This is a genomic window from Dethiosulfatibacter aminovorans DSM 17477 (assembly GCF_900142005.1).
Lineage (GTDB): Bacteria > Bacillota > Clostridia > Tissierellales > Dethiosulfatibacteraceae > Dethiosulfatibacter > Dethiosulfatibacter aminovorans.
This window is the reverse complement of record NZ_FQZL01000006.1, coordinates 1-23,646: the sequence shown is the minus strand read 5'-3', so window position 1 is coordinate 23,646 and position 23,646 is coordinate 1. Positions and strand designations below refer to the sequence as shown.

The window sequence follows — 23,646 nt, the reverse complement described above, 5'->3', positions numbered from 1 at the left end:
AAGGTAACTTTCCTTCGCACCTTAATAAATACTTGCGTATTTAACGCGGCGAAGCCGCTTTCTTGCTTTTCACATATGAATATTTTTCTCTCATTTCTTCTATTTTGCCGCAGGACATCTTTCCTTCTGGACATGGTCCTGCAACGCAGGCAGGTCCACAGTTGCTGAAAATATTAGGAGCTGCTGCATGAGCTTCCCTTAGCATCTGCGATGCCATTTCCCTTATTTCCCACTGCGCTCTGTTGCAGCATCTTACAGAGAAAAAATGTATAAGGTTTCTGGCATTCATTGTCACCATTATCTTTGTTTCACAAGCATTGGGCAATACATACCTGGCATCTTCTATAGCCTTCTTTTCCGCTGCGCTTTTAGCCGCATTTTCACTTTTTCCTTCTCCAACAAGACGCTTGTAATTTCCTTCATAAAGTAAATCAGTTATTTCGTCATATACCTTCTGATCGTATTCCATAGCTTCAATGAATTTTGCCGAAGCAGCACTGTTTTTCTCTATTTCAGGCGGAATTATATACTGAAACTGTCCTTCTGTAACATATCTTTGTGATCTTTGACTGTAGCTTGCAAGTCTATGCCTTACCAGCTGATGTGTCAATGTCCTGCTGACTCCCTCTATTGCAAATGAAAAATTTATATGCTCAACCGGTGACTGATGCCCAAGCTTCATAAGCATGTTAATAAACTTTTCAGTGTTCTCCTCATCCAAATCATTCATTATTTCATCGCCGGACAATGGCGAGTAGCATAGTTTGGCAGCAGCCGCCACTAATTTCTCGGGTTCCGGTGTATATTGTACGAGCTTAACTCTCAGTTCTGTTTTCATGTTATCTCCCCTTATGGTAAATTGATTTTATCATTAAATCGACTATAATATAATAGCATAGAGCACCTTGGAATTCAATTCAAATGATAAGTCCAAAACTGTTTTAAAAGTAACTGTCTGGACATTTTTAAGCATATGGTTTATAATGAAATTAGATACATCATTCATTTTATAAAATTCAAGGATGTGTTTGCATGGGAAGGTATAAAAAAGGAATAGAAACCAAGAACAATATAACTAATGCTGCAAAATCACTTTTCTACCTCCAGGGATTAAACTCAACTACAGTGCAGAAGATTGCTGATCTGGCATCTGTAAATTTGGGACTGCTATCTTATTATTTCAAAACAAAAAACAATATAATAATAGCCATTTATTCAGATTTCTTAAACAGCATTAGGGAAACAGTACTTAATGAACTCGGCAAAGACAAGGAATCATGTCTTGTAAACATGGTTATCATAAGGATATTTTACGATGTAGTTTTTAGCGATTCAAACAATCTGAGATTTTTCAGAGAAACCATTGAAAAAGATATAATTCATAATTTGTTGGAAGAGGTAACCATAAACAACTATATAAACATAAGCGAATCAAATGGCATTTCTATCGAAAAAGACAAGCTCAAAACTATTGCAATCTTCGAATCAGGCGGTAGGATTAATCTATTGAAAAATTATTTCAACAATAACTTCGAAATGGATTTAGACAATATGCTCAACACAATTATCAGCAATACGCCAAAACTTCTTTGTGTAAACAAAGATGAAATACACAAACACATGGTTGATTCAAAGAAAATCCAAGAATCCATGGACTATTCAAAACTAAAACTTCTAATTTAAAACAGGTAATTCCTCAGCTGCCAAGCCAAAGAATTACCTGTTTTGATATATAGCGCAGAATAACTGCTCCTTAATAAAGTTCTATCTTGGGTTCTTCAGATTCCCTGTACAATACAAATTTCTTTCCCATGCTCATTACAAACTCTGCATTAAGAACTTCTGCAAGTTCTGATGCAGTTGTTTTTGCATCAAGCTCACAATTAGGAAGAATCTTGAACTTCACAAGCTCCCTGGCTTCCAGAGCCTCATCAGCCTGGGATATAAGATTTTCAGATATGCCATTTTTGCCTATCTGAACTATCGGGTCCAGTTTATGGGCCAGTCCCTTTAAATAACTTCTTTGTTTTCCAGTTATCATTGTATCTCCTCTATTCTACAAAGTCGAATTCAACTCCGCAAACTACAATCGTATCATCTTCTTTTGCTCCAAGCTCCATGAGTCTATCGATGACTCCCTTGTCATTCAATACCTTCTGGAAGTTTTTCAATGATTCATAATCGCCGAAATTTGTGGATTCAACGAGGACATCGAGAAAATATCCGTCTGCGTAGTATCTTTCTCCTTCTTTATATACATTTATTGTATCTTTCTTTTTAGTTTCATAAAGCGCTGCCGCTTCACTTTCATCGTAAAAAATCTCTTCTTCTGCAGTCTTTACATAGTCAAGAGCCTTATAGAGCACTTTTTCCAGCCCTTTCCCAGTAATGGCAGATATTTCATATATTTCGTATTTATCTCCAAGCTTCTCTCGTACTTCCTTGACATTTTCATCTATACCTGGAATATCCATCTTGTTAAGTACGATTATCTGTTTTTTGTGACTAAGCTTTTCACTGTATTCTGCAAGTTCTTCATTGATTTTGTGAAAATCTTCTACCGGGTTTCTTCCTTCCTGACCTGAAATATCCAGTATGTGGAGAAGGACCTTTGTTCTTTCCACATGCCTCAAAAATTCATGTCCAAGACCCACACCTTCTGCAGCACCTTCAATGATTCCAGGAATATCTGCTATTACGAAGCTTTCACCCGAGCTCATCTTCACAACGCCGAGATTTGGCTTCAAGGTTGTGAAATGATAGTTTGCTATCTTTGGTTTTGCACTGGTTGTCTTTGAAAGAAAAGTCGACTTTCCAACATTGGGAAATCCCAGAAGACCAACATCAGCTATAAGCTTAAGCTCCAGAATGATATCTCTTTCTTCCGCAACGCCTCCCGGTTCAGCAAATCTCGGTGCTCTTCTTATGGAATTCTTAAACTTTACATTTCCACGACCGCCTCGCCCGCCTTTTGCAACAATGAATTCCTGACCATCTGTATTCATGTCAGCCAGAACTATTCCTGTTTCTTCATCCCTGACTATGGTTCCTACGGGAACTTTCAAGATAAGATCATCCGCATTGGCTCCATATTGATTCTTCTTTCTTCCGTCTTCACCATTTCTGGCTTTGTAATTCTTCTTGTATCTGAAGTCCATAAGGGTCCTAAGACCATTGGTTGCCACAAGAATGATATTTCCACCCCTGCCGCCGTCACCGCCGGACGGACCTCCCATAGGTTCATATTTTTCTCTTCTGAATGCTACTGATCCATTACCGCCCTTTCCAGCTTTTACATGGACCTTTGCTATATCAATAAACATCAAATCACATCCTTCTTTGCCATAAGCTAAAAAAAACCTACCGTAAAGGTAGGTTTAATTTAAGCTTCTTGTGAGTAAACACTAACTTGTTTTCTCTTTTTATCTTTTCTCTCAAACTTAACTACACCATCAACAAGTGCATAAAGAGTGTCATCTCCACCTATACCAACATTGTTTCCAGGATGAAGCTTAGTACCTCTTTGTCTTACGAGAATGTTTCCAGCTAAAACAAATTGTCCATCTGCTCTTTTTAAACCGAGTCTTTTAGACTCACTGTCTCTACCGTTTTTAGAACTACCTACACCTTTCTTATGTGCAAATAATTGTAGATTCAATTTTAATATCATGACTACACCTCCTTATAATCAAGGCTTATATACTGACTATAATTTTCTAATAATAGTTTGATGCCCGTTTCAAATGTTTTAAATAAAATATTCGATTCAAGGCAAGTCTTCTGAAGCAATATCTTCATAAATCCTGTTTTTTCATCAACGGACCAATCAATGTCATCTGAATTGATTCCTGCTACAACTTCCAAAGAATTCAGCACCGTATATGACAGTATTGAAACTGCAGCACATACTATGTCCCTTCCTTCATCATCATAGCCGGCATGCCCTGTGACTTCAAAACCCTTATGAGAATCACCGCTTCTGTAAATTTCTACTCTGATCACTGATTAACCAACAATCTTTTCAATCTTAACTTGTGTATATGGCTGTCTGTGTCCTTGCTTCTTTCTATAATCTTTTTTAGCCTTATATTTGAAAACAATGATTTTCTTAGCCTTTCCATGACCTTCAACAACTGCGTCTACTGCAGCTCCTTCAAGATACGGCTTTCCAGTGTTTATGCTTCCATCTTTGGATACAAACAACACTTTGTCAAACTTAACAGCATCACCTTCAGCAAGATCCAGTTTTTCAACTCTGATCACATCGCCTTCCTGTACTTTGTACTGTTTTCCGCCTGTTTCAATAATTGCGTACATTAATGCACCTCCTCAACCCAGTCTCGCCATTGCAGGTACTTTCGTTTTAAAACCTGTTCAGAGCGGCTTACAAAATAAAATTATAACCAATTTACATTACTTTGTCAATAAAATTTAAATTAATTCTTTTTACTTTTATTCTTCCAGCCTTTTTTAATGAAGAAGTTATGAATTCTTTCATCTCTTCAACCTTTAAGCTTCCGTTTTCATTAATATCTATAGTCATGTCAAAGGACATTTCCAAACCTTCAATATTCCTCATTTTAACACCATGAATATATTCTACTACATTGATTGTCTTTCTTTTGATTTTGTTTTTTTTCTTTCTCACCCTTTCGATGATGTATTCATCATCAAGAATGGAATTCAAGGACTTGATCGCATTTTCCAAAGCATCCTCCTCCTCAAAAGAAACTGTAAAATTATAAACCTGGGAGGATATCAGGGCCGATACAGCCTTCTTGTTGTTGTATTCATCCGCTTCAATAATCTTCATGCCTTCCGGAAGGTTTCTGTTCATTTTATCCATAAAATCTTCTGACGTTATATTACCGTCAATCTCGACCTCGCCATATTCCCCGGTACTTTCTATTCCCAAGGACAAGGGAAAGGCTATACTTAGCTTCGGATGCGGATTATATCCCTCAGAATACTTTACAGGTATCATGGTCCTTCGCAAAGACCTCTGAAGCACTCTCATTGTATCAAGATGTGAAATGAATTTCAATCTTCCTAATTTTGTAAACTTAAATACTATCTTCAAAGCACGGACCTCCAACCAAATTAAAATTAACACCGCATCCTGTACAATTTAGTCTGCAGTCCTCTGTTGTTTTTCCTTCCAGAGATTTCTTCTTTTCATTTATCAGGAACTCCTTGTTTACTCCGCAATCGATGAAATCCCATGGAAGTATCTCTTCAAAATCCTTTTCTCTTTGATTGTAGAATTCAGGCTCTACTCCAGACTCTTTGAAGGAGTTCATCCACACTTCATAATTGAACTTGTCTCCCCAGCCGTCAAATATGCATCCATTTTTCCATGCTGTTTTTAATGCCTTCGCCACCCTTCTGTCTCCCAATGCAAAAACCGCCTCAATGGAACTTAGTTTTGGGTCATGGTAGCTGTAAGACACCTTCTTGTCCTTGATTGCTTTTTTCAACAATCCTGTTTTTTCAAAAAATTCATCAACAGTGTTCTGGGCTTCCCACTGGAACGGTGTAAATGGCTTTGGCACAAAACATGCTGCGCTTACATTCACTCTCAGGTTACCCCTTATTTTTTCCCTTTCCCTGTTGAAGAATTCATTCTTGATGTCATAAGCCAGGTCCTTGATTCCATAGATATCCTCAATTGTCTCTCCAGGCAGACCTACCATGAAATAGAGCTTCACTGTAGACCATCCAAGATCAAATGCAGTCTTTACAGTTCCAATTATATCTTCTTCTGTAATATTCTTGTTTATTACGTCTCTCATTCTCTGTGTCCCTGCTTCCGGTGCAAAGGTCAGTCCTGACTTTCTTACCTTTTGCACCCTTTCCATAAGGTCGAAGGTTATGGAATCAAGCCTCAAGGACGGTAATGAAAGGCCTATACGCCTTTCTTCGTATTTATCCAGCAATTCAGTTGCCAGTTCAATAAGCTTTGAAAAATCTCCCGTACTCAATGAAGAGAGAGAAATTTCTTCATGTCCCGTAGACTCAATCAGAAGGTCTGCTTGTCTCAAAAGAGTCTCTACGGATTTTTCCCTGATGGGACGATAAATCATCCCTGCCTGACAAAATCTGCAGCCTCTTGTACAACCTCTGAATATTTCCAGCATTATCCTGTCATGGACGGTTTCAATGAACGGAACCACTATCTTCTCAGGGAAGAATGACTTGTCAAGGTCCTTGATTATTCTTTTTTTCACAGTATCCGGAGCCTTGTCGTACAGTTTTATCCTTTTTCTTATTGTACCATCTTCATTGTATTCGACATCGTAGAATTCAGGCACGTATATTCCCTCAATGAGACAGGCTTCCTTTAAGAAGTCTGTTTTTTCATAGCCTTTATTCTTGTGCTCCCTGTAAAGATCCAAAAATTCAGCCAGAACCTCTTCACTCTCCCCAAGAAAAAAAACATCGACAAATTCATAAAGGGGTTCAGGATTAAAGGCACAAGGTCCACCGGCAATTACAAGGGGATATGATTTGTCCCTTTTTGCCGATTCCACGGGGATATTGGCCATGTCCATCATGTTTAAAATGTTCGTATAGCTCATTTCATACTGCAATGTGAACCCAAGAATATCGAAAGCTCGCAAGGAGTCCATGCTTTCAAGGGCAAACAGTTCCATGTCATTTTCACGCAACTGCCCTTCAAGGTCCGTCCAAGGCGCAAAGACCCTTTCGCACCACACGTCGTCAATGTTATTGAGTAGATTGTAAAGTATATGCATTCCAAGATGAGACATTCCCACTTCATAAACATCAGGGAATGCAAAGGCGTATCTGATGTTTACATCTTCAACTTTCTTGACGACGGAATTGAGCTCTCCTCCGGTATATCTTGCCGGTTTTTCCACTTTTAATAAAATATCTTCCAATTTGTTTATATCCAATTATTCTACCTCTTCATTCAGTAATTCTTTAATCATTTTGATTTCTCTTGCATGGCCTTTTTCGTCATATGGTGTTTCAAGGTAAAAAGGCAGGTTTTTCAGCTTTGGATGCTTGATAAAAGACAATAAAGCATCCAGTCCAATAAGGCCCTCTCCAATGCCTGCGTGCCTGTCCTTGTTTTCTCCAAAGGGTTTCAGGCTGTCATTCAGATGTATGGCCTTTAACTTGTCCAATCCGATAAGCTTGTCAAATTCTTCCAGAACACCGTCAAGGTCATTGACAATATCATACCCTGCACTGAATATGTGGCAGGTGTCCATGCAAACACCAAGCTTTTCCTTCTGTTTTGTTCCATCGATTATTCTGGCAAGTTCTTCAAAGCTTCTTCCTATTTCCGTACCTTTCCCGGCCATAGTCTCCAAAAGTATGGTTGAAGTAATGTCATCCGTGATATTTTCATTCAGTATCTCGATAATATGCTCTATTCCCTTGTCTACACCAAGCCCCGTATGACTTCCCGGATGGAAATTGTACAAGTCGCAGGGTAAAAGTTCCAATCTTTCAAGATCCTGTCTGAACGCTTCCCTTGCAAAGGTTCTTACATCTTCCTTTGCAGAGCTTAAGTTGTATGTATATGGGGCATGGCATAATATTGGAGCGAAGTTGTTGCACCTCACTATTTCATGAAATGCCTTAACATCATTGTCATCCAGTTTTTTTACGGCTCCGCCTCTTGGGTTTCTAGGAAAATACTGAAAAGTATTTCCTCCAATTTCAAGAGCCATGTTTGCAGCAGCCTCAAAACCTTTTGAACTCGATAGATGTGTACCTATATTTATCATTGAACCACCTGTTCTCCATTGATTTTTTTCAGACTTAATAATACCATAAATAAACATTTAAAGCTATTCAATATTTACAGCATTGTCTTTCACTGATAATCAGCCCTTGATTACCTTGTCTATTATTCCCCCGCCAACTACAATATCATCCATATATACCACTGCAGCCTGTCCTATGGCAGGAGCTCTCATTCCGACCTTTGTTCTTATAACGACTCTATCCCTGCCGGATATTTCAATGCTGCATCCTGTTTCATGACCCCACTGGCTCGTTTTCACCTTTAAATTACCTGATTTCATAAACCGGTCTGCAATAATATTAAACTTCCCAACCTCAATTTCTTTACTGAAGAGCCTTTCCTCCGGACCGAGGATGATTTCGTTCTTTTCACTGTTTATGTCAATAACTACATAGTCCAAATGGATTTTCCCTTTAATGCCTCTTTTTTGCCCAATTGTATAGTTGATAATTCCCTTATGTTTCCCGAGTATTTTCCCGCATTCATCACTGATAAATCCAGGACGAGGCTTCTCACCTGTTTTTTTGCAGATAAAAGCCTGATAGTTCCTGTTGCCTATGGAGCAAATATTCTTGCTTTCCCTCAATTTCCCAAGCTCAGGAATGATCTCTTCAATCTCTTTTCTTGCCATTTCCTTGTTTTCATATTCAGCCATGGGAAGAATAATCGATCCAAGGTTTTCCCTGGTTATTCCATGAAGAAAATACGACTGGTCTTTTCTTGAGTTTTTGCTTTTCTTCAATACATGCTGGTTTAAACTTTCATCAAATTCAATTTTAGCATAATGACCAAGAGACAAAAAATCGCAACCCCTGTTCTTCATCATTTCAATAAGGACACCATATTTTATATGATAGTTGCAGTAAATACAAGGATTGGGTGTTTTACCATCCAAATAGAGTTCTACAAAAGGATTCACCACTCTTTCTTCAAATAGTTCCTTTAGCTCCACCACCTCAAGTTCAACACCTATTTTTCCTGCATTTATTATAGCTTGATTTTTTTCCTTTTCTGCTTCATAATTATCATGAAGTACTAAATGTATACCTTTGACTTCATATCCACTTTTTTTTAGTACATATGCGGACAATGCACTGTCTAAACCACCGCTGAGTCCTACTAACACTTTTCTTTTTACCATTGCATCACCATTTGTAAATTAATTGCAGCTGTTTTGCTTTATTGATTTTAACATAAAGCTTTAAAAAATATAATATAAATTTGAGGTAATCATGTCAAAAATAGATAAAAAGTTCTGGAAAAGATTCGACTTCACGCTGGTAGCAACCGTGCTGGTCTTATCCGTATTTGGTGTCATAATAGTAAGAAGTGCTACAATGAGTCTAGCGGAAGGCTCGTCAAGATATGTAAACAGACAGCTTCTGTCCATGTTTCTTGGAATAGTCATAATGATTTTTCTGATTTTCATTGACTATGAAATATACGGAAATTTTTATATTCCAATTTATGTGGTATGCAACTTGATGCTTGTTGCAGTATTGTTGTTTGGCTTCGGTGAAAGCCAGTGGGGTGCCAGAAGTTGGATTGAAATCGGTCCCATCACTTTCCAGCCTTCCGAGGTTGTAAAATTCGGGCTCATAATTTCATTGGCAAAGTTCATAGACAAGAATAAGGCTGAATTGAACAGTCCTCTTACCCTCCTAAAGATACTTGCCTTTGCAGGATTTCCAATAGTGCTGATCATGCTTCAGCCCGATTTCGGCACTTCCATGGTATTCATCTTTTTCATAATGGTGATGCTTTTTATTTCCGGTCTGGACATGAAATATTTTTTGATATTCATAGCCATAGGAATAATAATGGTTCCGATACTGGCCATGACTCTTGACGACTATCAGATAAACAGGATACAGGTATTCCTGGACCCAAGTCTCGATCCTCAGGGTGCCGGTTATCAGGTCATACAGTCTAAAATCGCCATAGGCTCCGGTCTTGTATATGGAAGAGGTCTATTTCAGGGAGTACAAAATCAATATGGATTCCTCCCCGCAAAAGAGACGGATTTCATTTTTGCCGTCATCGGAGAGGAACTTGGCTTCTTTGGAGGCATGTTCCTGATTTTCCTCTATGCCTTTCTTATGTACCGGCTTATCAAGATAGCCAAAAATGCTCTGGACATGTTCGGTTCATTAATTGTTGTAGGTATAACGGCAATGATGTTTTTCCACATATTCGAGAATATTGGAATGACCATAGGGCTTACTCCCGTAACGGGAATTCCCCTTCCCTTCATCAGCTATGGAGGAACATTCATGCTGATCAACATGATAAGTATAGGGCTTGCCCTTTCGGTGGCAGTAAAAAGAGAAGGACTGGAGTTTTAGTGTTTCCTCAATTCTTCAATTGTTCAATTTAGCAGGGTACAAATAATAACAGGTAACTGTTCCCTACTCCCTCGGAACGACAATCTATAATCCATTAAGGTTGATTGTCGAACCTCGAAGTCGAGACCTCACAGTTACCTGTTATTATTTTTTGTAATTATCGCCTGTTATTATTTTTTGTAATTGTCGTAAATTCACCTATTCAAAGCTTTACGAATCTCTCAAAATTAAGTGGAGGGATTTGGCCATGGTTATCGGAAACAACTGCCTCCTATGAATTCCTTGATGATGGAGGTGTTTGGGATTACGCTGTCGTCTTCGATTTCCCTGAAGTAGCTTAAAAATTGGAGCAATCTTTTCTTTTCGTAGCAGTAGCTGCATTCGTCTCTTATTTTTTCGATTATGGGTATTGCATATTTTTTGAGTACGGCAAGTTCATATATCAAGGAGGAATTGAACATGACATCTGCATTTTCCTGGTAGGGAAAAATATATTTGTTTTCGCCCTTCACCACATTGTTCCAGAGCTCCAGTGTTCGTTCACCGTTGTGACCTCTGTACTTCATGTCTCTGATAATCCTCCTTATCAGCCTCAAATCCGTTGTTGAAACTCTGTTGTGGTCATCTATGTTGAGCTGGGTCAACGCACTGATATATATTCTGTATTTGAGTTTTTGTTCTATGGAGGCTGTCAATCTTTCGTTAAGCCCGTGTATTCCTTCTATTACAATATACTGCCCCCTGTCTACGGAAACAGGTTTATCGTGACTTTCTCTTTTCCCAGTAAAGAAGTTGAATTTTGGCATGGTAATTTCCTCGCCTGCAAGAAGACTGTTCAAATCCTTGTTGAAAAGTTCCAGATCAAGAGCTTCAATAGTGTCGAAATCATATTCTCCATCACTGTCCCTCGGTGTGTTTTCCCTTTCGACAAAATAATCATCAAGAGAAATTGTCAGGTAATCCTTGCCGTTGACCTTCAGTTGTATTCCAAGTCTGTTGGCAAAGGTTGTTTTTCCAGACGACGAAGGGCCTGCTATCAATATTACTCTTGCATCGCTTTCACATATGCTGTCGGCTATATAAGCGATTTTCTTTTCATGAAGAGCTTCAGTCACCCTTATTATATCATTGATCTCATCATTCAGTATGGACCTGTTAAGCTCTCCTGCATTACTCACTTTCAAGAGTTTAGCCCATATTTCCGATTCAATGAATATGTTGAACAATTTTTCCTGATGGTTGTATTCAGGAATTGAATAATTGAATTCCTTTCTGGGAAATATCAGGACCAGCCCCGGTGCAGATATTTTCAGATCATAGCTTTCAAGTTTTCCCGTGTTTTTGTAGGTTTCACCCATAATATTATAATAGGTCTTGTTTATCTTGCTTACCTTGATATTTTTAATCTCAAGATTTTCAAAAAGAAGGACCTTGTCCATCATATTCTGTTTTTTAAAAATCCTTATGGCCTCTTCTTTCTTCAACAGTTCCTTACTGATTTCCATATTGTCTGCTATGATTCTATTCATTTCCATCTTTATTTTTTCAACATCATCTTCCACCAGTTCCCTGTTCAATACAAGCTCTGTATAAAATCCCTTGTTTATTGAATGTTCTATTACAACCTGTTTCCCCGGAAATGTTTTATTGCATGCTTCAAGATAAACAAGCACCAATGTGTTTATATATCTTCTCAAGGCATTGTCGTTATATATTTGAATATCACTCATATTTTCACCTGCACAATTATTTGTAAGATTTCAGACACTGGGACTGTGCCCATATCTGTTTTTATTTTGTCACTTGATTCTTGGAACATTTTTCCTTAATATTCGTTTAAGTTAACAAGGTTAACCTTTATTCACCCTAACGGGAGCAGATTTCATGTCTGCTCCTGTCCCCTATTGATCCATCAACTCTTTTTTTAGTTTCAAATAGTTTTCAGGACAATTCGTTTCAAACACTTTCCCGTTAAGGTATTCAAGTTTCCCCTTAAACCCCCTGAATTCCAGCTTTTTTGAATGAAGGAGATAACGTTTCACACCTTTCATCTTGCCTCCGTATTTGACGTCCCCGACCAGTGGATGGCCTATGCTGCTTAAGTGCGCCCTGATCTGATGAGTCCTTCCGGTTATAAGCTGGACCTCTATTTCCGTAAAGCCATTACTGCAGGAAACAGGTCTTATTCTGGTAGTGATTTCCTTATATCCTTCTTCAGCAGCATTTATGACCTCGACCTTGTTTACATCTGATCGTTTCCTTAAAAATCCACCTATTTCAACATTTCGGGATATTTCCCCCTTCACTATCGAATAGTAGTACTTGTTCAGGTTTCTATTCCTAATGTTTTCATTCATTTCTTTCAAAGAATTGTAGTTTTTTGCAGCAATGATTATCCCGGTGGTATTCCTGTCCAGCCTGTTGCAGAATGAAGGCCTGAAAGTCCCGGCACCATCAGCTTCATCCAGATAAGCAAGGAGCTTGTCCACCAGGGAAATCCTTCCATCTCCGGAAGGTTGCACATCGATTCCTGCCGGCTTGTTTACGAGCAATATGTTTGAATCTTCATAAACAATGTCAAGTTCACCTTTGTTTTCAACATATGACTTTGATTCTCTGAATTTCTCAATGGTATCATCGGCAAGGTATATTTCCACAATATCCCCTGATTCCAGGAAGTACTCTTCCTTGACCCTTTTTCCGTTGACCTTGATATATTTTTTCCTGAGTATCTTGTATATGAAGGTACTGGGAGCCTTGTTGAGATATTTCTTTAAAAATCTGTCAATCCTCTGCTTCTCTTCATTTCTGTCTATCTTAATGGTTTTCATATTATTCCTTTCTAAAAGTACTCTAAATATTATAATATAATTCCGGTGCAAATGGAACATTATATATATTGAATACGTCCAAATATTGTGATATATTTATTATGACTTTAGCGAATGGAGTGATATCTTTTTGAAAAAACTTATAAATGCAATAAAAGACTTTTTTTATGAATCAACAGATTATGCAATTATTTTGATGATTGTCGTAGTCATAGGAGTTATACTCATTTGGAGATTTAACATTTTGTTTAGTTTTGATATTTCAAAAAACCCAATTCAGGATGGTGATGAGATTCCAATAGAAACAAATATTCCTGATGAAACTCAAGAAAATACTCCAGGCGATCAAGATCCATCAGACACGGACAATGAAATTCCTGATGATTCTACCGTTGATAACAACAGTCCTGAAGATGAAATAAGGACTGTCATGGTTACTATCCCTTCAGGAAGTTCGGCCCAGTCAATAGCTGAAATCCTGTACAACAAGAATCTGATATCCGATTCTGACGAATTCATACAAAGATCAATTGAACTCGGTATGGATACCAAGCTTAAATCAGGTGATTTCGAAATCACTTCCGACATGGGACTTGACGAAATCATTAAGGAAATTGCCAGAATGAACTAGTTAATGGAAAAACATTAGTGGAACGATAGCAAAACGGTAGTTTAACCATTGAAAAGTGATAAAGTATTGAAAAAATCAAGAATCTGAAGATTCTTGATTTTTGTTTATTGCAACGATACGCTATTGTTCAGCAATTATTTTGCCTTCGTTTCAGTACAGGTCATTGACATAATAATCAATCACTGATTTACGAGTCTCTTCCGAAAAAACCTCCTGTTTCTTCAATGCATTCAGTATCCAAACACTTTTGGAATGAAGAACTGCAAATTTATATTCCTTCAGTACTACTTCATAAAGAACATTCTTTAGTTTTTCCGATTCCATCTCTATGAAATACGCCTCGATATTCTCATAATTCATATGTCTTAAAAGCCTGAAAGTGGTCTTGTCTTTTTCATCGTAGAAGTAATTGCATTCTTTAAGATATGTTTTATGAAAATTGTTGTGTTTTTCCTTGCCTCTTTCATCCAAAGCAAGGGTTTTATAGTATTTTGCCATTGTATTGTAATACTGATAGTTGTACATCCCTTTTTCAACACAGTCGATCGTTTCAAAGGGAGCCGATTTCGAACTGACTATAAATGCATGACTTAAAAGTATATACTCTCTTTTCGTTATTTCACCTTTTCTCAATCTTATAATCAATGAGTCCCTATTCTCATAAAATCTTTCGATTTTTGTATCTTGTTTCGTATTGTATTTCAAATTAACACCTTTCTATATATTGCATTTTTGTATTCCTATTATAACACATTATTGCATTCTAGTCTTCACTAACCGGCAACTTATCCAATTCGTCTGATGACAATTCCCGATATTCACCCTTTTCAAGATTGCTGTCCAGTCTTATATCACCTATTGACAGTCTCTTTAAATAAGTCACTTTTCTACCTGTCATTTCAAACATTCTTTTGATCTGATGATATTTCCCCTCTCTGATAAATATCTTTAGTTTACATAATTTCATTTCGTTGGATATCATTTCTATCCTGCAATCAAGACATTGACTTCCGTCCTCAAGTGTAATCCCATTTTCTATTGAAATTCTACCATTTTCCGAAAGTTCACCGTCAAGCTCCACATAATATTCCTTTTCAACATGTTTTTTTGGAGACAGGATATTGTGAGCCATTTTTCCATCATTTGTAAGAAGCACAAATCCTTCCGTATCCTTATCCAGTCTCCCTGCCGGGAAAAGACTGATATTTTTCAGCTTGCCGTCTAATATATCAATGACATTGGTGTCCCTGCTGTCAGTCGATGAAACAATACCGGCCGGCTTGTTGAGCATGATGTATGTGTACTTCCTATACTCCACATGCTCCCCTCTTACAAACACTTTGCTTTCATCAGTGTCTACTTTTGAAGAAGGGTCCTCTATTGTTTTTCCATCAATCTCCACATGTCCGGATTTGACCAGTGACTTTATTTCCCTTCTGCTTCCATAACCCATGTTGGACAGTAGCTTGTCAAGTCTCATCACTGCCATTACATCATCCTCCACTCTTTCAGGTAATGGTTTTTCAGTATTCCCTGAGACAATTTTCCCCATCCTGCAGAAAACCCGTCTATAGCCACAAGATTCCATCCCTTTTCACCATTAATGTGAAGTGTTTCACCTTTAAGATACTTAAGTGCTTCAGGACCTTCAATTCCAATGTCCACTGATTTGTTCACATCCTCCTTTTTCAGGAAAGATGCCAGAGCCTGGGAAGGCATGAATCTTCCGTTTTTTTCAAATCCGACTTCCAATCCATTATAGAACACATCCATGCCTTTGGTCCCAATTCCCGTTTCCTTGAATATTTTGCCCTTTTTAAGCACCAAATCCCAGCCGCCGATGTCCAAGCCCACTTCGTCAGCAAAAGCCTTCACAGAGCATATCTGCCTATTTTCATATGCAATCGTTTCAACATTTCCAATGTTGCCGCTAGATTCCTCTGTTTTTTTAAGCTTTACTGCAAAATGTCCCTCTCCATTTGCCACATGGGGCCATATTCTAATTGCTTCATCAAGTCCCATCAACCCTTTTGACAACTGTTTCGTCGAATTATGTAAACCAATATCGTCGATCAGTTCAAAGTCCTTATTATTTTCAAGGAATTCCAGGATGACTTTTTCGTTTTCTTCAGTTGAAAACGTACACGTAGAATAAACCAACTCGCCACCAGGTCTTAATAGGTCCTTGGCATGGTCAAGAATTTCTTTCTGCATTTCCGTAAACTTATTGTCTTCATAGGTCGAATATCTATTCTTCGTTTTTTCATCCCTTCTGAACATTCCTTCTCCGGAGCATGGTGCATCTACAAGAATCTTATCAAAATAGTTTTCAAAGGGAACCTTCATTGTCTCTGCAGTTTCATTGGTTACAATAGAATTAGTGATGCCAAACAGCTGTATATTCCTTTTTAGAGAAAGAAGTCTTTTTCTATTCACGTCATTGGCTATAAGAATTCCTTCATTTTTCATCTTTGCACCGATCTGCGTTGTCTTTCCTCCAGGTGCAGCACATAGATCAAGGACTCTTTCTCCAGGAAGGGGGTTAAGAAGTTCCACAGGCAGCGAAGCGCTTGGTTCCTGTATATAAAACAATCCGCAGTGATAGTATATGTCCTTCCCCGGTCTGCTGTCATAATCAATATAATAGCCTTCATTGCACCAGGGTATCGGTTCTTTCAGGTATTCAATTTTTTTTAAAAAATCATCTTCGCTGATTTTCAATGAATTGCGCCTTATACCCCTAACGTTTCTTTTATCAAAAGAATCGATGAATTCATCGTAATCATCTTTAAGAAGCATTTTCATTCTATCTTCAAATTTCCTTGGCAACATCATAATTTTACACCTCGTTTATTCCAGCTTAAGAAAGTAATACGCACATGTTACAGCATACAAATTCTATCAGAGACACGGAATAAAAGCAATAAAAAATGGCACCTGATATTACAGGCGCCATCTGTTTTCATCTAAAATATGTATTCTTTCATTTCAGGTGTCAGCTGATGTTCATCAAAACTTACACTCATAACAAAATCCACTTCAAATTTTTCAGATGCAGTTTCAAGTTTTCTTATTACATCTTCCAAATCTCCTGCCTCTATATGGGCAATTTTATACAACCCGTCTATATAAACCAGTTCAATATCATAATCCGCTGCCAGCAATCCGTATGCAAAACCCAGGAATTGATCTGGATTGTCTATTCCAAAATCCTTTGTATTAATGTACTTGATGTCATGGTTTAAATCAAATATATGCTTATTGTTTGCTTCAAGAAAGAAAACCTTACCTTTGACAGTGCTTACAGAATCATTTCCCATCTCAATCATTTTTCTTGTCTTTCCGGTTCCTTTAGAACCACAAACTAGCTTGACCATTTTAACCGCCTCCATTGCTTTTTTATTATTATAGCATAAATGGAAAAGGTTTTCTATCAATAAGTCGTTTAAATTTTCTTCATATTTAAGGCTCGTCCGCCAAGATAATTGCAAAGTTTACCCTGATACGAATTATCGACCTTCATTTTTAATATAAATTCATCTTTTAGCTTCCTCCAGGATGTTCCCCAGTTGGAAAAAAGAGTCTCATCCTTGGGAGCCCTTCCAAAAAGTCTTTGAACCACTATATCCGGAGAAAGGTATAACAAAAACGCTTCTAGCCTTTCCAAATATTCGTCTTTTTCTATCATTTTAATTTCATCGTTTTTATACATTTCTCCAAGTATGGTGTTTTTTAGTATATACAAGGAATGAACCTTGACAAATTTTATTTTCAGAGCGGAGAGTATCTTTGCATTTTCAATGACATCTTCCATATCATCCCATGGAAGATTCAATATTATATGAGCACACACTTCAAATCCATATTTTTTGATCATAAGAACAGCATCTATGAATTCCGCCAAGGTGTGTCCCCTGTTGATTTTTTTAAGCGTCTTGTAGTTGCAGGTTTGCAGTCCAAGTTCGATTTCTATGTCAATGCCTTCCCTGTCTCTTACTTCGGAAAGCATTTTCAGCTGCTCTTCGCTGATACAGTCAGGCCTTGTTGATATGGATATGCCTGCCAAATCTTCAATCAACGCCTCTTCAATGTTTTCCTTCAGCTCCTCAACACTCAAATATGTGTTGGTATAATTTTGAAAATATGCAATGAATTTCTCAGCCTTGTACTTTTTCCCAATGTACTCCTTGTTCTTGTCAAGCTGGCTGCGAACCGACATGCTGCTGTCATGCATTTCAAATCCGGCACCAACATCACCGCAAAAAATACAGCCTCCCGTTCCCAGAAGACCGTCTCTGTTGGGACAGGTTACAGGAATGTTTACAGGAAGTCTGTATACCTTGCACCCATATTTATTTTTGAGGTATTTTGAATACTCAAAATATATCCTATCCATTTATCTCTCCAAACAATTTAACCAGCTCATGATACACTCCGTTGCGGTCATTGCTAAATTCTGTAACCCTGTTTCCGTTGTCCTTCAGTTTCTTAGTGCCGTTTGACATTACAATCCCAAGTCCTGAATTCATGATCATTTCCAAATCATTGTTGTCGTCTCCAAAGGATGCTACATTTCTTATGTCAATTCCCTTGTAATTGCAATAACTCTTAAGAGCCTCCCATTTACATCCTCTGATATCAAGAAATTCAAGCAATGCATTAACGCTTAGGTTTATTGAAGTAACAGTGTTGTAGGTTGAAGGATAGAGATTTATTATACTGTTTTTAAGATTAGTCAATTCCTCTATATTTCCAGCATAGCAAACCGACAAGATATCATCGTCGCAGTATTGTCTGAAATCCATCCTTCTGAATCTTCTTTCAGCCTTGCACATATATCCATTATACGCTGAAAAATCACGTTTTTGCTCTATTACTATATCAAAATCATCCTCAAACTTGTCTACATAGACAATTGGATGCAAATCATATTCACGTGATTTTTCAACAAGCTTCTGGAAGTCGTCATTTTTAATGTAGCAGGAATTGATTCGTTCATGATTTTGTCCCTTTCTGGTAACTGATCCATTGTTTGAAATTATATCAAAATCAAAATCAAGGTTTTCCGTCAATTTGACAGCATCAAAATGGCTTCTCCCGGTAGCAATTATTATGTCAACGTCATCATTTTTAAGTTTTTTCAAATAATCAGCTGTTATCAAATCAATTTTCTTTTCTCTGTTCAGTAATGTTCCGTCCAAATCAAGAGCAATCAATTCAAATTTCATATTATCACCAGCTATTTTCTTTTTCTTGTCAGCTCGGCACTGACCTTTCTTCCCTTTATTTTAACATTTTTCATTTTTGAAAGTATATTTTTTCTTTCTGACTTAACCACATTGAAGAATGAAAAAGTTTCATAGACATCTATTTTTCCCACTTCTGATGCTGAAATCTTGCATTCTCCGGCTACAGCGCCAAGAATATCACTTTCTCTAGCCTTGTCTTTCCTTCCTACCTGTATATAGTATCTGTCATAATTTTCAGGATTGGACTGTTTTCTCTTCCCTTTGCCCATTCCTTTAGCATTGTGCGATTTTTTCCTAAAGCTGTCATTGATGTCCTCTTCATAAGCAGCAACCTTAAAGTCATAGTTCATCTTTATCAGAGCCTTCACAGCATCTTCCATATTCACTTCTGCTTTATTAAGCATTTCAAGGAGTCCATCAGCTTCCGTCAAGTCTTCGTTGTTTATATAATCCACAACAGAATTAACAAGCTTTTCCTTCTTTACATCCAGTACCCTCTCTGCAGTAGGAATATTTCTCTTTCTTATTTCCTTCTTGGTATACCTTTCTATATTCTGTATTCTTTCAAGATCCCTGTAGGATGAAAGAGTAAAGGAATATCCTTTGCTTCCAGCTCTGCCTGTTCGTCCTACACGGTGAACATAATAGTCTTCTTTTTCAGGAACGTCATAGTTTATTACAGCCTCGACATTTTTTATGTCCAAACCTCTTGCTGCAACATCTGTAGCAATCAGTATGTTGATTATTCCATTATTGAATTTGTTTAGAACGTCTAGTCTTGTGCTTTGCTTTATATCACCGTGGATTTTATCACAGTTGTATCCCTTTTCCATCATCTGATCAGCCACTTCATCAACCATACGTTTGGTGTTGCAGAAAACCAATGCAAGCTTTGGCGAATAAATATTAAGAATTCTTTCCAGCGCTTCAATCTTTTTTGAATGTTTGACTATATAATAGCTTTGATTGATGGTACTGGATGTCACCTCGTCAGTAACTGTTTTAATGAATATAGGATTTTTCTGATACTTATTCTTAAGGTTTCTTACTTCCTTGGGTATCGTTGCAGAAAAGAAAAGTGTCTGAATATCTTCATTGGCATTTTCCAAAATTGTTTCAATATCCTCTCTGAAGCCCATTTTCAACATTTCATCAGCTTCATCAAGTATTACAGTTTTGATATTATTGAATGATATGACCCTTCTTCTGATCAAATCTATTGTTCTTCCCGGGGTTCCAACAATTATATGGCTTCCTCTTCTGATTTTTTTAATTTGATCAACTACTGGCGCTCCACCGTATACTGCAGTTGACTTTATGTTCATATGTGCAGTTATTTTTTTGATTTCTTTTTTCACCTGTACAGCCAGTTCTCTTGTAGGGCAAAGAATCAAGCACTGGGGCTTGTTTATATCAAGATCAATATTATTTATTACCGGAATTGAAAAGGCTGCAGTCTTCCCAGTACCCGTATGGGCCTGTCCTATTACATCTTTTCCATCCATTATAGGATCCATAACCTCTGTCTGTATCGGGGTAAGCCTTTCGAACCCCATGTCTTCCAAACCTTTGATTATTTCTTGTTTTACCTTTAATTCTTTAATTAGCATTATCTCATCCTTTTTGTTTAATCGTACCATTATATCATTAAATCAACAATAAGCAAGCTTTATTTTAGCTAAGGAAAGTAAAATAAGTATAAACACCTGAATCTATGATTTTATGATTCAAATTTTAAAAATGCCAAAACAACAAGAGCCATATATTTACATATATGACTCGTCTGTTATGCCTGTTATTTGATTTTTTTCAAAATACTCTTCACAAGATTGTATGTCCTCTCAGTTGATGAAATGCTAAGATGCTCGTCAGGTGTATGAATGTCATGCATTTCAGGTCCAAAGGATACTGCATCCATTTCAGGTATCTTTTCAATGAAAAATCCGCATTCAAGTCCGGCATGGATGGCTTCTACCTTTGCTTCGGTTCCAAATTCTTCCTTGAAAACATCTGCACACAAATCTCTTATATATGATTCCTTTGCATACTCCCATCCCGGATAGAAAGCTCTCTTTTCAACTTCAAAACCTGTTGCTTCTCCCAGCTGGACCATCTGATCACAGAAATCATCCCTCAGGGTGGCTATTGAACTCCTGGCGGCACATTTTACCTTCAAGAAGCCATCTTCAATCTTTACAACTCCAGGGTTGTTTGACTGGATGACCAGATCTATATCCCTGTTAATCTTCAATGGCCCATAAGGCACAAGATTTATCAATTTAAGGTATCTGTCAAGGAAATCGTCAGAAAAAACTTCACAGATTGATTCTTCCACTTCCTGAATTTCAATGACTATTCCAGCGTCTGAGAATGCATACTCGTTTCTGAAGGTTTTCTCCATCTCCTCAACTTCCGATTTCAACTTGTCAGAATCATCTGTTGAAGCTACTGCAAATGCTTCTCTCGGGATTGCATTGTCTGCGGAACCACCCTGCACATCTTCTATTTCTGCAAACTCCCTAAGTTTGAACAATAATCTACCCATGAGCTTGTTTGCATTTGCCCTGTCAAGATGGATTTCGACTCCCGAGTGTCCTCCAACAAGACCTTTTATGCCGATTCTGTATTTTTTTGAATATTTGCCTTCTTTTCTGTCTATTTTCGATGAAAAATTGATTCTCCCGCCACCTGCACAACCGGCAGTGAATATTCCTTCTCCTTCACTGTCAAGGTTTAAAAGAATTCTCCCCTTCAGTACTGAAGGATCAACATTCATGGCTCCAGTCATCCCTGTTTCTTCGTCTGAAGTAATAAGAACTTCCAAAGGCGGGTGAGGTATGTCATCCGATTCCAGTATTGCCAGATTCATTGCAACCGCTATTCCATTGTCCGCTCCCAGCGTAGTTCCATCCGCATGTATGTGGTCTTCCTTGACTACAAGTTTTATGGGGTCATTGTCAAAATCATGGACAGTATCTTCATTCTTCTCGCATACCATATCCATATGGCCTTGCAAAACTACTGTAGGAGAATTTTCATAACCTGGTGTGCCCTTCTTGTATATTACAACATTATGATATTCGTCCTGGTAAACCTCAAGATTCTTGGATTTTGCCCAGTCAACAAGATAATCGCTGATCTGCTTTTCATTGCCTGAGCATCTTGGTATCTTAGAAATCTCTTCAAAATAGTACAATACTCTTTCCGGTCTGTATCCTTCCAATATTCTACTCATAATCTTCTCCTAATCATTACTGTTCTATTCGATTCTACCAACTCGGCTGAACGGGAAAAATCTGAACAATGCTACTCCCATTACCTTGTCTTCGGGAATATATGGCTGTTCCCAGGCTCTGGCGTCCAATGAATTCGGTCTGTTGTCTCCCATGAAAAAATATGATTTTTCAGTGACATTGAAAACTTGTGGATTTTGGCTGGTATTCTTTGCATATGGTTCATCAATTTCTTCTCCATTGACATGCACTATACCGTCCTCGTCAATTAAAACCTCGTCTCCGGGTAATCCAATGAGTCTCTTGACAAGCACCTTTTCAAGTTCATCTGAATAAAAGACTATAATGTCTCCTCTTTCAAAATTTTCCTCGTTGTATATTTTGGTAACGTAAAGCTTGTCTCCAGGCATAATTGTTGTTTCCATGGAACCTGTCGGAACTGTAACAAGAATAAAAATGAATTTATTCAAAAATACCACTATCAACAGAGCTACGATTATAGGAATTATCCATTCCTTTATGAAATAATTTAGTGACTTCATATAACAACTCCTTTGGTAAAATCATAAACAATTATACCATATATACTTATTCGCTATACAATATTATTTGTATTATTATAAAAACTTAACAATCATATCAGCCGCCGGCCAATAGATGGTGTATTTTCACATCATCGTTCTCATTTAAAAATACATTTGAATACTCTTTTTTTTGAATCAATTTCCCGTTGACTTTTACTACCAGCCTGGGATACGTGAATTTCATTACATCTATTACATCCTGTATGGACATGTTTTCCACATAGTGTTCAAATTGTCTGTTGTTTAAAAGCATCATTAACCTCCTATAAAAAATGAGCAGAGACAGCACCTCTACTCATTTTAATGTTCTTTCATGATTTAATCAACATAAAATCATCAATTTTTTTAAATATGCTTCTCTACAACCTCAAGAAGTTCCGGAAGGTCCATGCCTATTGCCTTCAGCTTCTCAGGAGTGGGCACTCCGTTCTCTGTCCATCCTCTTCTTTTGTAGACTGCGTCTGTAAGCTTCTCGTACTGGTCTTCCCTGTATGCCCTCATTGCAGCTATCTTTTCTTCAACTGTCTTTCCTGTCGGGTCGTATCCTACGGTCTCCTTGAGCTGCTTGTCGTATCTTTCGGCTCTTGATTCGTATTCCTCGGGGGTTACAGGTCCCATTGTCCTGTAAGGGGTCTTGTCGTTCACTCTGAGGCCCTTGCCCATCCTTATGTTGAAGATCCTCTGGAAGTTGTATGTCCTCTCCGACTGCTCAACCATGTCTTCAGGAGTCATCCTTGTTCCTGTTATTCCGTAGTAGAGGTCAAGGTAGTTCTGCACGTGCTCGGGTATCTTCGCAGGTTCCTCAGTCTCGGAGTTGTTTGCAGGTGCTATGTCGTTCCAGGGCAGCTTGCACAGGCCGAGAAGTCCGAACCACGTCCTGAACATGGGGAAATAGTGGAGGGCTTCCGCCTTTTCCTCGAATGTCGGTATCTGGTTGTTCACCATGTCTATGAATATGAGCCACGCCTCGTCGTGCTGGGGTCCCTTGTTTGT

General features: G+C 37.9%; 26 protein-coding genes. 3 read left to right on the top strand and 23 right to left on the bottom strand.

Features of this window, described 5'->3' with window-relative positions; genetic code table 11:
• Positions 1-40 precede the first annotated feature (40 nt).
• A complete protein-coding gene (gene thyX, locus BUB05_RS03555; protein WP_175548501.1) occupies positions 41-838 on the bottom strand; it encodes an FAD-dependent thymidylate synthase in 798 nt (265 codons plus the stop codon).
• A 194-nt stretch (positions 839-1,032) separates the two neighbouring features.
• Between thyX and BUB05_RS03550 the strand changes: the two genes are divergently transcribed.
• Positions 1,033-1,683 (top strand): TetR/AcrR family transcriptional regulator, encoded by a 651-nt coding sequence (locus tag BUB05_RS03550; RefSeq protein ID WP_073047293.1) that lies wholly within the window; start codon positions 1,033-1,035, stop codon positions 1,681-1,683.
• A 70-nt stretch (positions 1,684-1,753) separates the two neighbouring features.
• Here BUB05_RS03550 and yhbY read toward each other — a convergent pair whose 3' ends face one another.
• The 9 genes from yhbY to mnmA form a co-directional block, all read right to left on the bottom strand.
• Complete coding sequence (gene yhbY, locus BUB05_RS03545; protein ID WP_073047290.1) at positions 1,754-2,041, bottom strand: ribosome assembly RNA-binding protein YhbY; 288 nt, start codon at positions 2,039-2,041, stop codon at positions 1,754-1,756.
• Between the two features lie 10 nt (positions 2,042-2,051).
• Complete coding sequence (gene obgE / locus BUB05_RS03540; protein WP_073047287.1) at positions 2,052-3,323, bottom strand: GTPase ObgE; 1,272 nt, start codon at positions 3,321-3,323, stop codon at positions 2,052-2,054.
• A gap of 59 nt (positions 3,324-3,382) precedes the next feature.
• Positions 3,383-3,667 (bottom strand): 50S ribosomal protein L27, encoded by a 285-nt coding sequence (gene rpmA / locus BUB05_RS03535; protein WP_073048199.1) that lies wholly within the window; start codon positions 3,665-3,667, stop codon positions 3,383-3,385.
• 5 nt (positions 3,668-3,672) lie between these two features.
• Positions 3,673-4,002: a ribosomal-processing cysteine protease Prp gene (locus BUB05_RS03530; protein ID WP_073047285.1), complete on the bottom strand. Its 330-nt coding sequence runs from the start codon at positions 4,000-4,002 to the stop codon at positions 3,673-3,675.
• A gap of 3 nt (positions 4,003-4,005) precedes the next feature.
• A complete protein-coding gene (rplU, locus tag BUB05_RS03525; protein WP_073047282.1) occupies positions 4,006-4,317 on the bottom strand; it encodes a 50S ribosomal protein L21 in 312 nt (103 codons plus the stop codon).
• Between the two features lie 91 nt (positions 4,318-4,408).
• Positions 4,409-5,080, bottom strand: a complete 672-nt coding sequence (locus BUB05_RS03520; protein ID WP_073047280.1) for a TIGR03936 family radical SAM-associated protein — start codon at positions 5,078-5,080, stop codon at positions 4,409-4,411.
• Positions 5,064-6,917, bottom strand: a complete 1,854-nt coding sequence (locus BUB05_RS03515; RefSeq protein ID WP_073047277.1) for a TIGR03960 family B12-binding radical SAM protein — start codon at positions 6,915-6,917, stop codon at positions 5,064-5,066. Before BUB05_RS03515 ends, BUB05_RS03520 begins: the two co-directional genes overlap by 17 nt.
• Positions 6,918-7,760 (bottom strand): deoxyribonuclease IV, encoded by an 843-nt coding sequence (locus BUB05_RS03510; protein ID WP_073047274.1) that lies wholly within the window; start codon positions 7,758-7,760, stop codon positions 6,918-6,920.
• A 99-nt stretch (positions 7,761-7,859) separates the two neighbouring features.
• Positions 7,860-8,921 (bottom strand): tRNA 2-thiouridine(34) synthase MnmA, encoded by a 1,062-nt coding sequence (gene mnmA / locus BUB05_RS03505; RefSeq protein ID WP_073047270.1) that lies wholly within the window; start codon positions 8,919-8,921, stop codon positions 7,860-7,862.
• A 91-nt stretch (positions 8,922-9,012) separates the two neighbouring features.
• Here mnmA and rodA point away from each other — a divergent pair, with 91 nt between their 5' ends.
• Entirely contained in the window at positions 9,013-10,125 is a 1,113-nt protein-coding gene (gene rodA, locus BUB05_RS03500; protein ID WP_073047267.1) for a rod shape-determining protein RodA, read from the top strand.
• 251 nt (positions 10,126-10,376) lie between these two features.
• Here the strand turns inward: rodA and BUB05_RS03495 are convergent, their stop codons facing one another.
• Together BUB05_RS03495 and BUB05_RS03490 are read right to left on the bottom strand one after the other, a co-directional pair.
• On the bottom strand, positions 10,377-11,855 hold the full coding sequence (locus tag BUB05_RS03495) for a nucleoside kinase (protein ID WP_073047264.1): 1,479 nt from the start codon (positions 11,853-11,855) through the stop codon (positions 10,377-10,379).
• 171 nt (positions 11,856-12,026) lie between these two features.
• The gene (locus tag BUB05_RS03490) at positions 12,027-12,956 is read right to left on the bottom strand and encodes an RluA family pseudouridine synthase (protein WP_073047262.1); all 930 of its coding nucleotides are present in this window, start codon (positions 12,954-12,956) and stop codon (positions 12,027-12,029) included.
• Between the two features lie 130 nt (positions 12,957-13,086).
• On the opposite strand from BUB05_RS03490, the gene BUB05_RS03485 reads away from it, so the two are divergent.
• Positions 13,087-13,587: an endolytic transglycosylase MltG gene (locus BUB05_RS03485; RefSeq protein WP_073047259.1), complete on the top strand. Its 501-nt coding sequence runs from the start codon at positions 13,087-13,089 to the stop codon at positions 13,585-13,587.
• A gap of 150 nt (positions 13,588-13,737) precedes the next feature.
• Here the strand turns inward: BUB05_RS03485 and BUB05_RS03480 are convergent, their stop codons facing one another.
• The 11 genes from BUB05_RS03480 to BUB05_RS03430 form a co-directional block, all read right to left on the bottom strand.
• On the bottom strand, positions 13,738-14,292 hold the full coding sequence (locus BUB05_RS03480; protein ID WP_073047256.1) for a DUF6648 family protein: 555 nt from the start codon (positions 14,290-14,292) through the stop codon (positions 13,738-13,740).
• 58 nt (positions 14,293-14,350) lie between these two features.
• The gene (locus BUB05_RS03475) at positions 14,351-15,076 is read right to left on the bottom strand and encodes a pseudouridine synthase (RefSeq protein WP_425430034.1); all 726 of its coding nucleotides are present in this window, start codon (positions 15,074-15,076) and stop codon (positions 14,351-14,353) included.
• Entirely contained in the window at positions 15,076-16,422 is a 1,347-nt protein-coding gene (locus tag BUB05_RS03470; RefSeq protein ID WP_073047253.1) for an NOL1/NOP2/sun family putative RNA methylase, read from the bottom strand. The genes BUB05_RS03475 and BUB05_RS03470 overlap by 1 nt, the downstream gene beginning before the upstream one ends.
• Positions 16,423-16,553: 131 nt before the next feature.
• Positions 16,554-16,964, bottom strand: coding sequence for a hypothetical protein (locus BUB05_RS03465; RefSeq protein ID WP_073047250.1), 411 nt, complete (start codon positions 16,962-16,964; stop codon positions 16,554-16,556).
• A 68-nt stretch (positions 16,965-17,032) separates the two neighbouring features.
• Positions 17,033-17,983 carry a tRNA modification radical SAM protein MnmL/YtqA gene (gene mnmL, locus BUB05_RS03460; protein WP_073047248.1) on the bottom strand — a complete coding sequence of 317 codons (951 nt, stop codon included), beginning with the start codon at positions 17,981-17,983 and terminating at the stop codon, positions 17,033-17,035.
• The gene (locus tag BUB05_RS03455; RefSeq protein ID WP_073047245.1) at positions 17,976-18,815 is read right to left on the bottom strand and encodes an HAD-IIB family hydrolase; all 840 of its coding nucleotides are present in this window, start codon (positions 18,813-18,815) and stop codon (positions 17,976-17,978) included. The genes mnmL and BUB05_RS03455 overlap by 8 nt, the downstream gene beginning before the upstream one ends.
• 11 nt (positions 18,816-18,826) lie before the next feature.
• Entirely contained in the window at positions 18,827-20,446 is a 1,620-nt protein-coding gene (locus BUB05_RS03450) for a DEAD/DEAH box helicase (RefSeq protein WP_073047242.1), read from the bottom strand.
• Positions 20,447-20,631: 185 nt separating this feature from the next.
• On the bottom strand, positions 20,632-22,071 hold the full coding sequence (locus tag BUB05_RS03445) for an aminoacyl-histidine dipeptidase (protein ID WP_073047238.1): 1,440 nt from the start codon (positions 22,069-22,071) through the stop codon (positions 20,632-20,634).
• Positions 22,072-22,095: 24 nt separating this feature from the next.
• Positions 22,096-22,611: a signal peptidase I gene (gene lepB, locus BUB05_RS03440; RefSeq protein WP_073047234.1), complete on the bottom strand. Its 516-nt coding sequence runs from the start codon at positions 22,609-22,611 to the stop codon at positions 22,096-22,098.
• 97 nt (positions 22,612-22,708) lie between these two features.
• A complete protein-coding gene (gene thiS / locus BUB05_RS03435; protein WP_094762687.1) occupies positions 22,709-22,909 on the bottom strand; it encodes a sulfur carrier protein ThiS in 201 nt (66 codons plus the stop codon).
• An 89-nt stretch (positions 22,910-22,998) separates the two neighbouring features.
• The coding region (locus tag BUB05_RS03430; RefSeq protein WP_217683715.1) for an aldehyde ferredoxin oxidoreductase C-terminal domain-containing protein at positions 22,999-23,646 on the bottom strand (648 nt) is incomplete at its 5' end.

Coding starts and splice junctions, on each gene's coding strand:
- thyX (WP_175548501.1), bottom strand. CDS start 838: ATGAAAACAGAACTGAGAGTTAAGCTCGTACAATATACACCGGAACCC.
- BUB05_RS03550 (WP_073047293.1), top strand. CDS start 1,033: ATGGGAAGGTATAAAAAAGGAATAGAAACCAAGAACAATATAACTAAT.
- yhbY (WP_073047290.1), bottom strand. CDS start 2,041: ATGATAACTGGAAAACAAAGAAGTTATTTAAAGGGACTGGCCCATAAA.
- obgE (WP_073047287.1), bottom strand. CDS start 3,323: ATGTTTATTGATATAGCAAAGGTCCATGTAAAAGCTGGAAAGGGCGGT.
- rplU (WP_073047282.1), bottom strand. CDS start 4,317: ATGTACGCAATTATTGAAACAGGCGGAAAACAGTACAAAGTACAGGAA.
- BUB05_RS03510 (WP_073047274.1), bottom strand. CDS start 7,760: ATGATAAATATAGGTACACATCTATCGAGTTCAAAAGGTTTTGAGGCT.
- mnmA (WP_073047270.1), bottom strand. CDS start 8,921: ATGGTAAAAAGAAAAGTGTTAGTAGGACTCAGCGGTGGTTTAGACAGT.
- rodA (WP_073047267.1), top strand. CDS start 9,013: ATGTCAAAAATAGATAAAAAGTTCTGGAAAAGATTCGACTTCACGCTG.
- BUB05_RS03495 (WP_073047264.1), bottom strand. CDS start 11,855: ATGAGTGATATTCAAATATATAACGACAATGCCTTGAGAAGATATATA.
- BUB05_RS03490 (WP_073047262.1), bottom strand. CDS start 12,956: ATGAAAACCATTAAGATAGACAGAAATGAAGAGAAGCAGAGGATTGAC.
- BUB05_RS03475 (WP_425430034.1), bottom strand. CDS start 15,076: ATGGCAGTGATGAGACTTGACAAGCTACTGTCCAACATGGGTTATGGA.
- BUB05_RS03470 (WP_073047253.1), bottom strand. CDS start 16,422: ATGATGTTGCCAAGGAAATTTGAAGATAGAATGAAAATGCTTCTTAAA.
- BUB05_RS03465 (WP_073047250.1), bottom strand. CDS start 16,964: ATGGTCAAGCTAGTTTGTGGTTCTAAAGGAACCGGAAAGACAAGAAAA.
- mnmL (WP_073047248.1), bottom strand. CDS start 17,983: ATGGATAGGATATATTTTGAGTATTCAAAATACCTCAAAAATAAATAT.
- BUB05_RS03455 (WP_073047245.1), bottom strand. CDS start 18,815: ATGAAATTTGAATTGATTGCTCTTGATTTGGACGGAACATTACTGAAC.
- BUB05_RS03450 (WP_073047242.1), bottom strand. CDS start 20,446: ATGCTAATTAAAGAATTAAAGGTAAAACAAGAAATAATCAAAGGTTTG.
- BUB05_RS03445 (WP_073047238.1), bottom strand. CDS start 22,071: ATGAGTAGAATATTGGAAGGATACAGACCGGAAAGAGTATTGTACTAT.
- lepB (WP_073047234.1), bottom strand. CDS start 22,611: ATGAAGTCACTAAATTATTTCATAAAGGAATGGATAATTCCTATAATC.
- thiS (WP_094762687.1), bottom strand. CDS start 22,909: ATGATGCTTTTAAACAACAGACAATTTGAACACTATGTGGAAAACATG.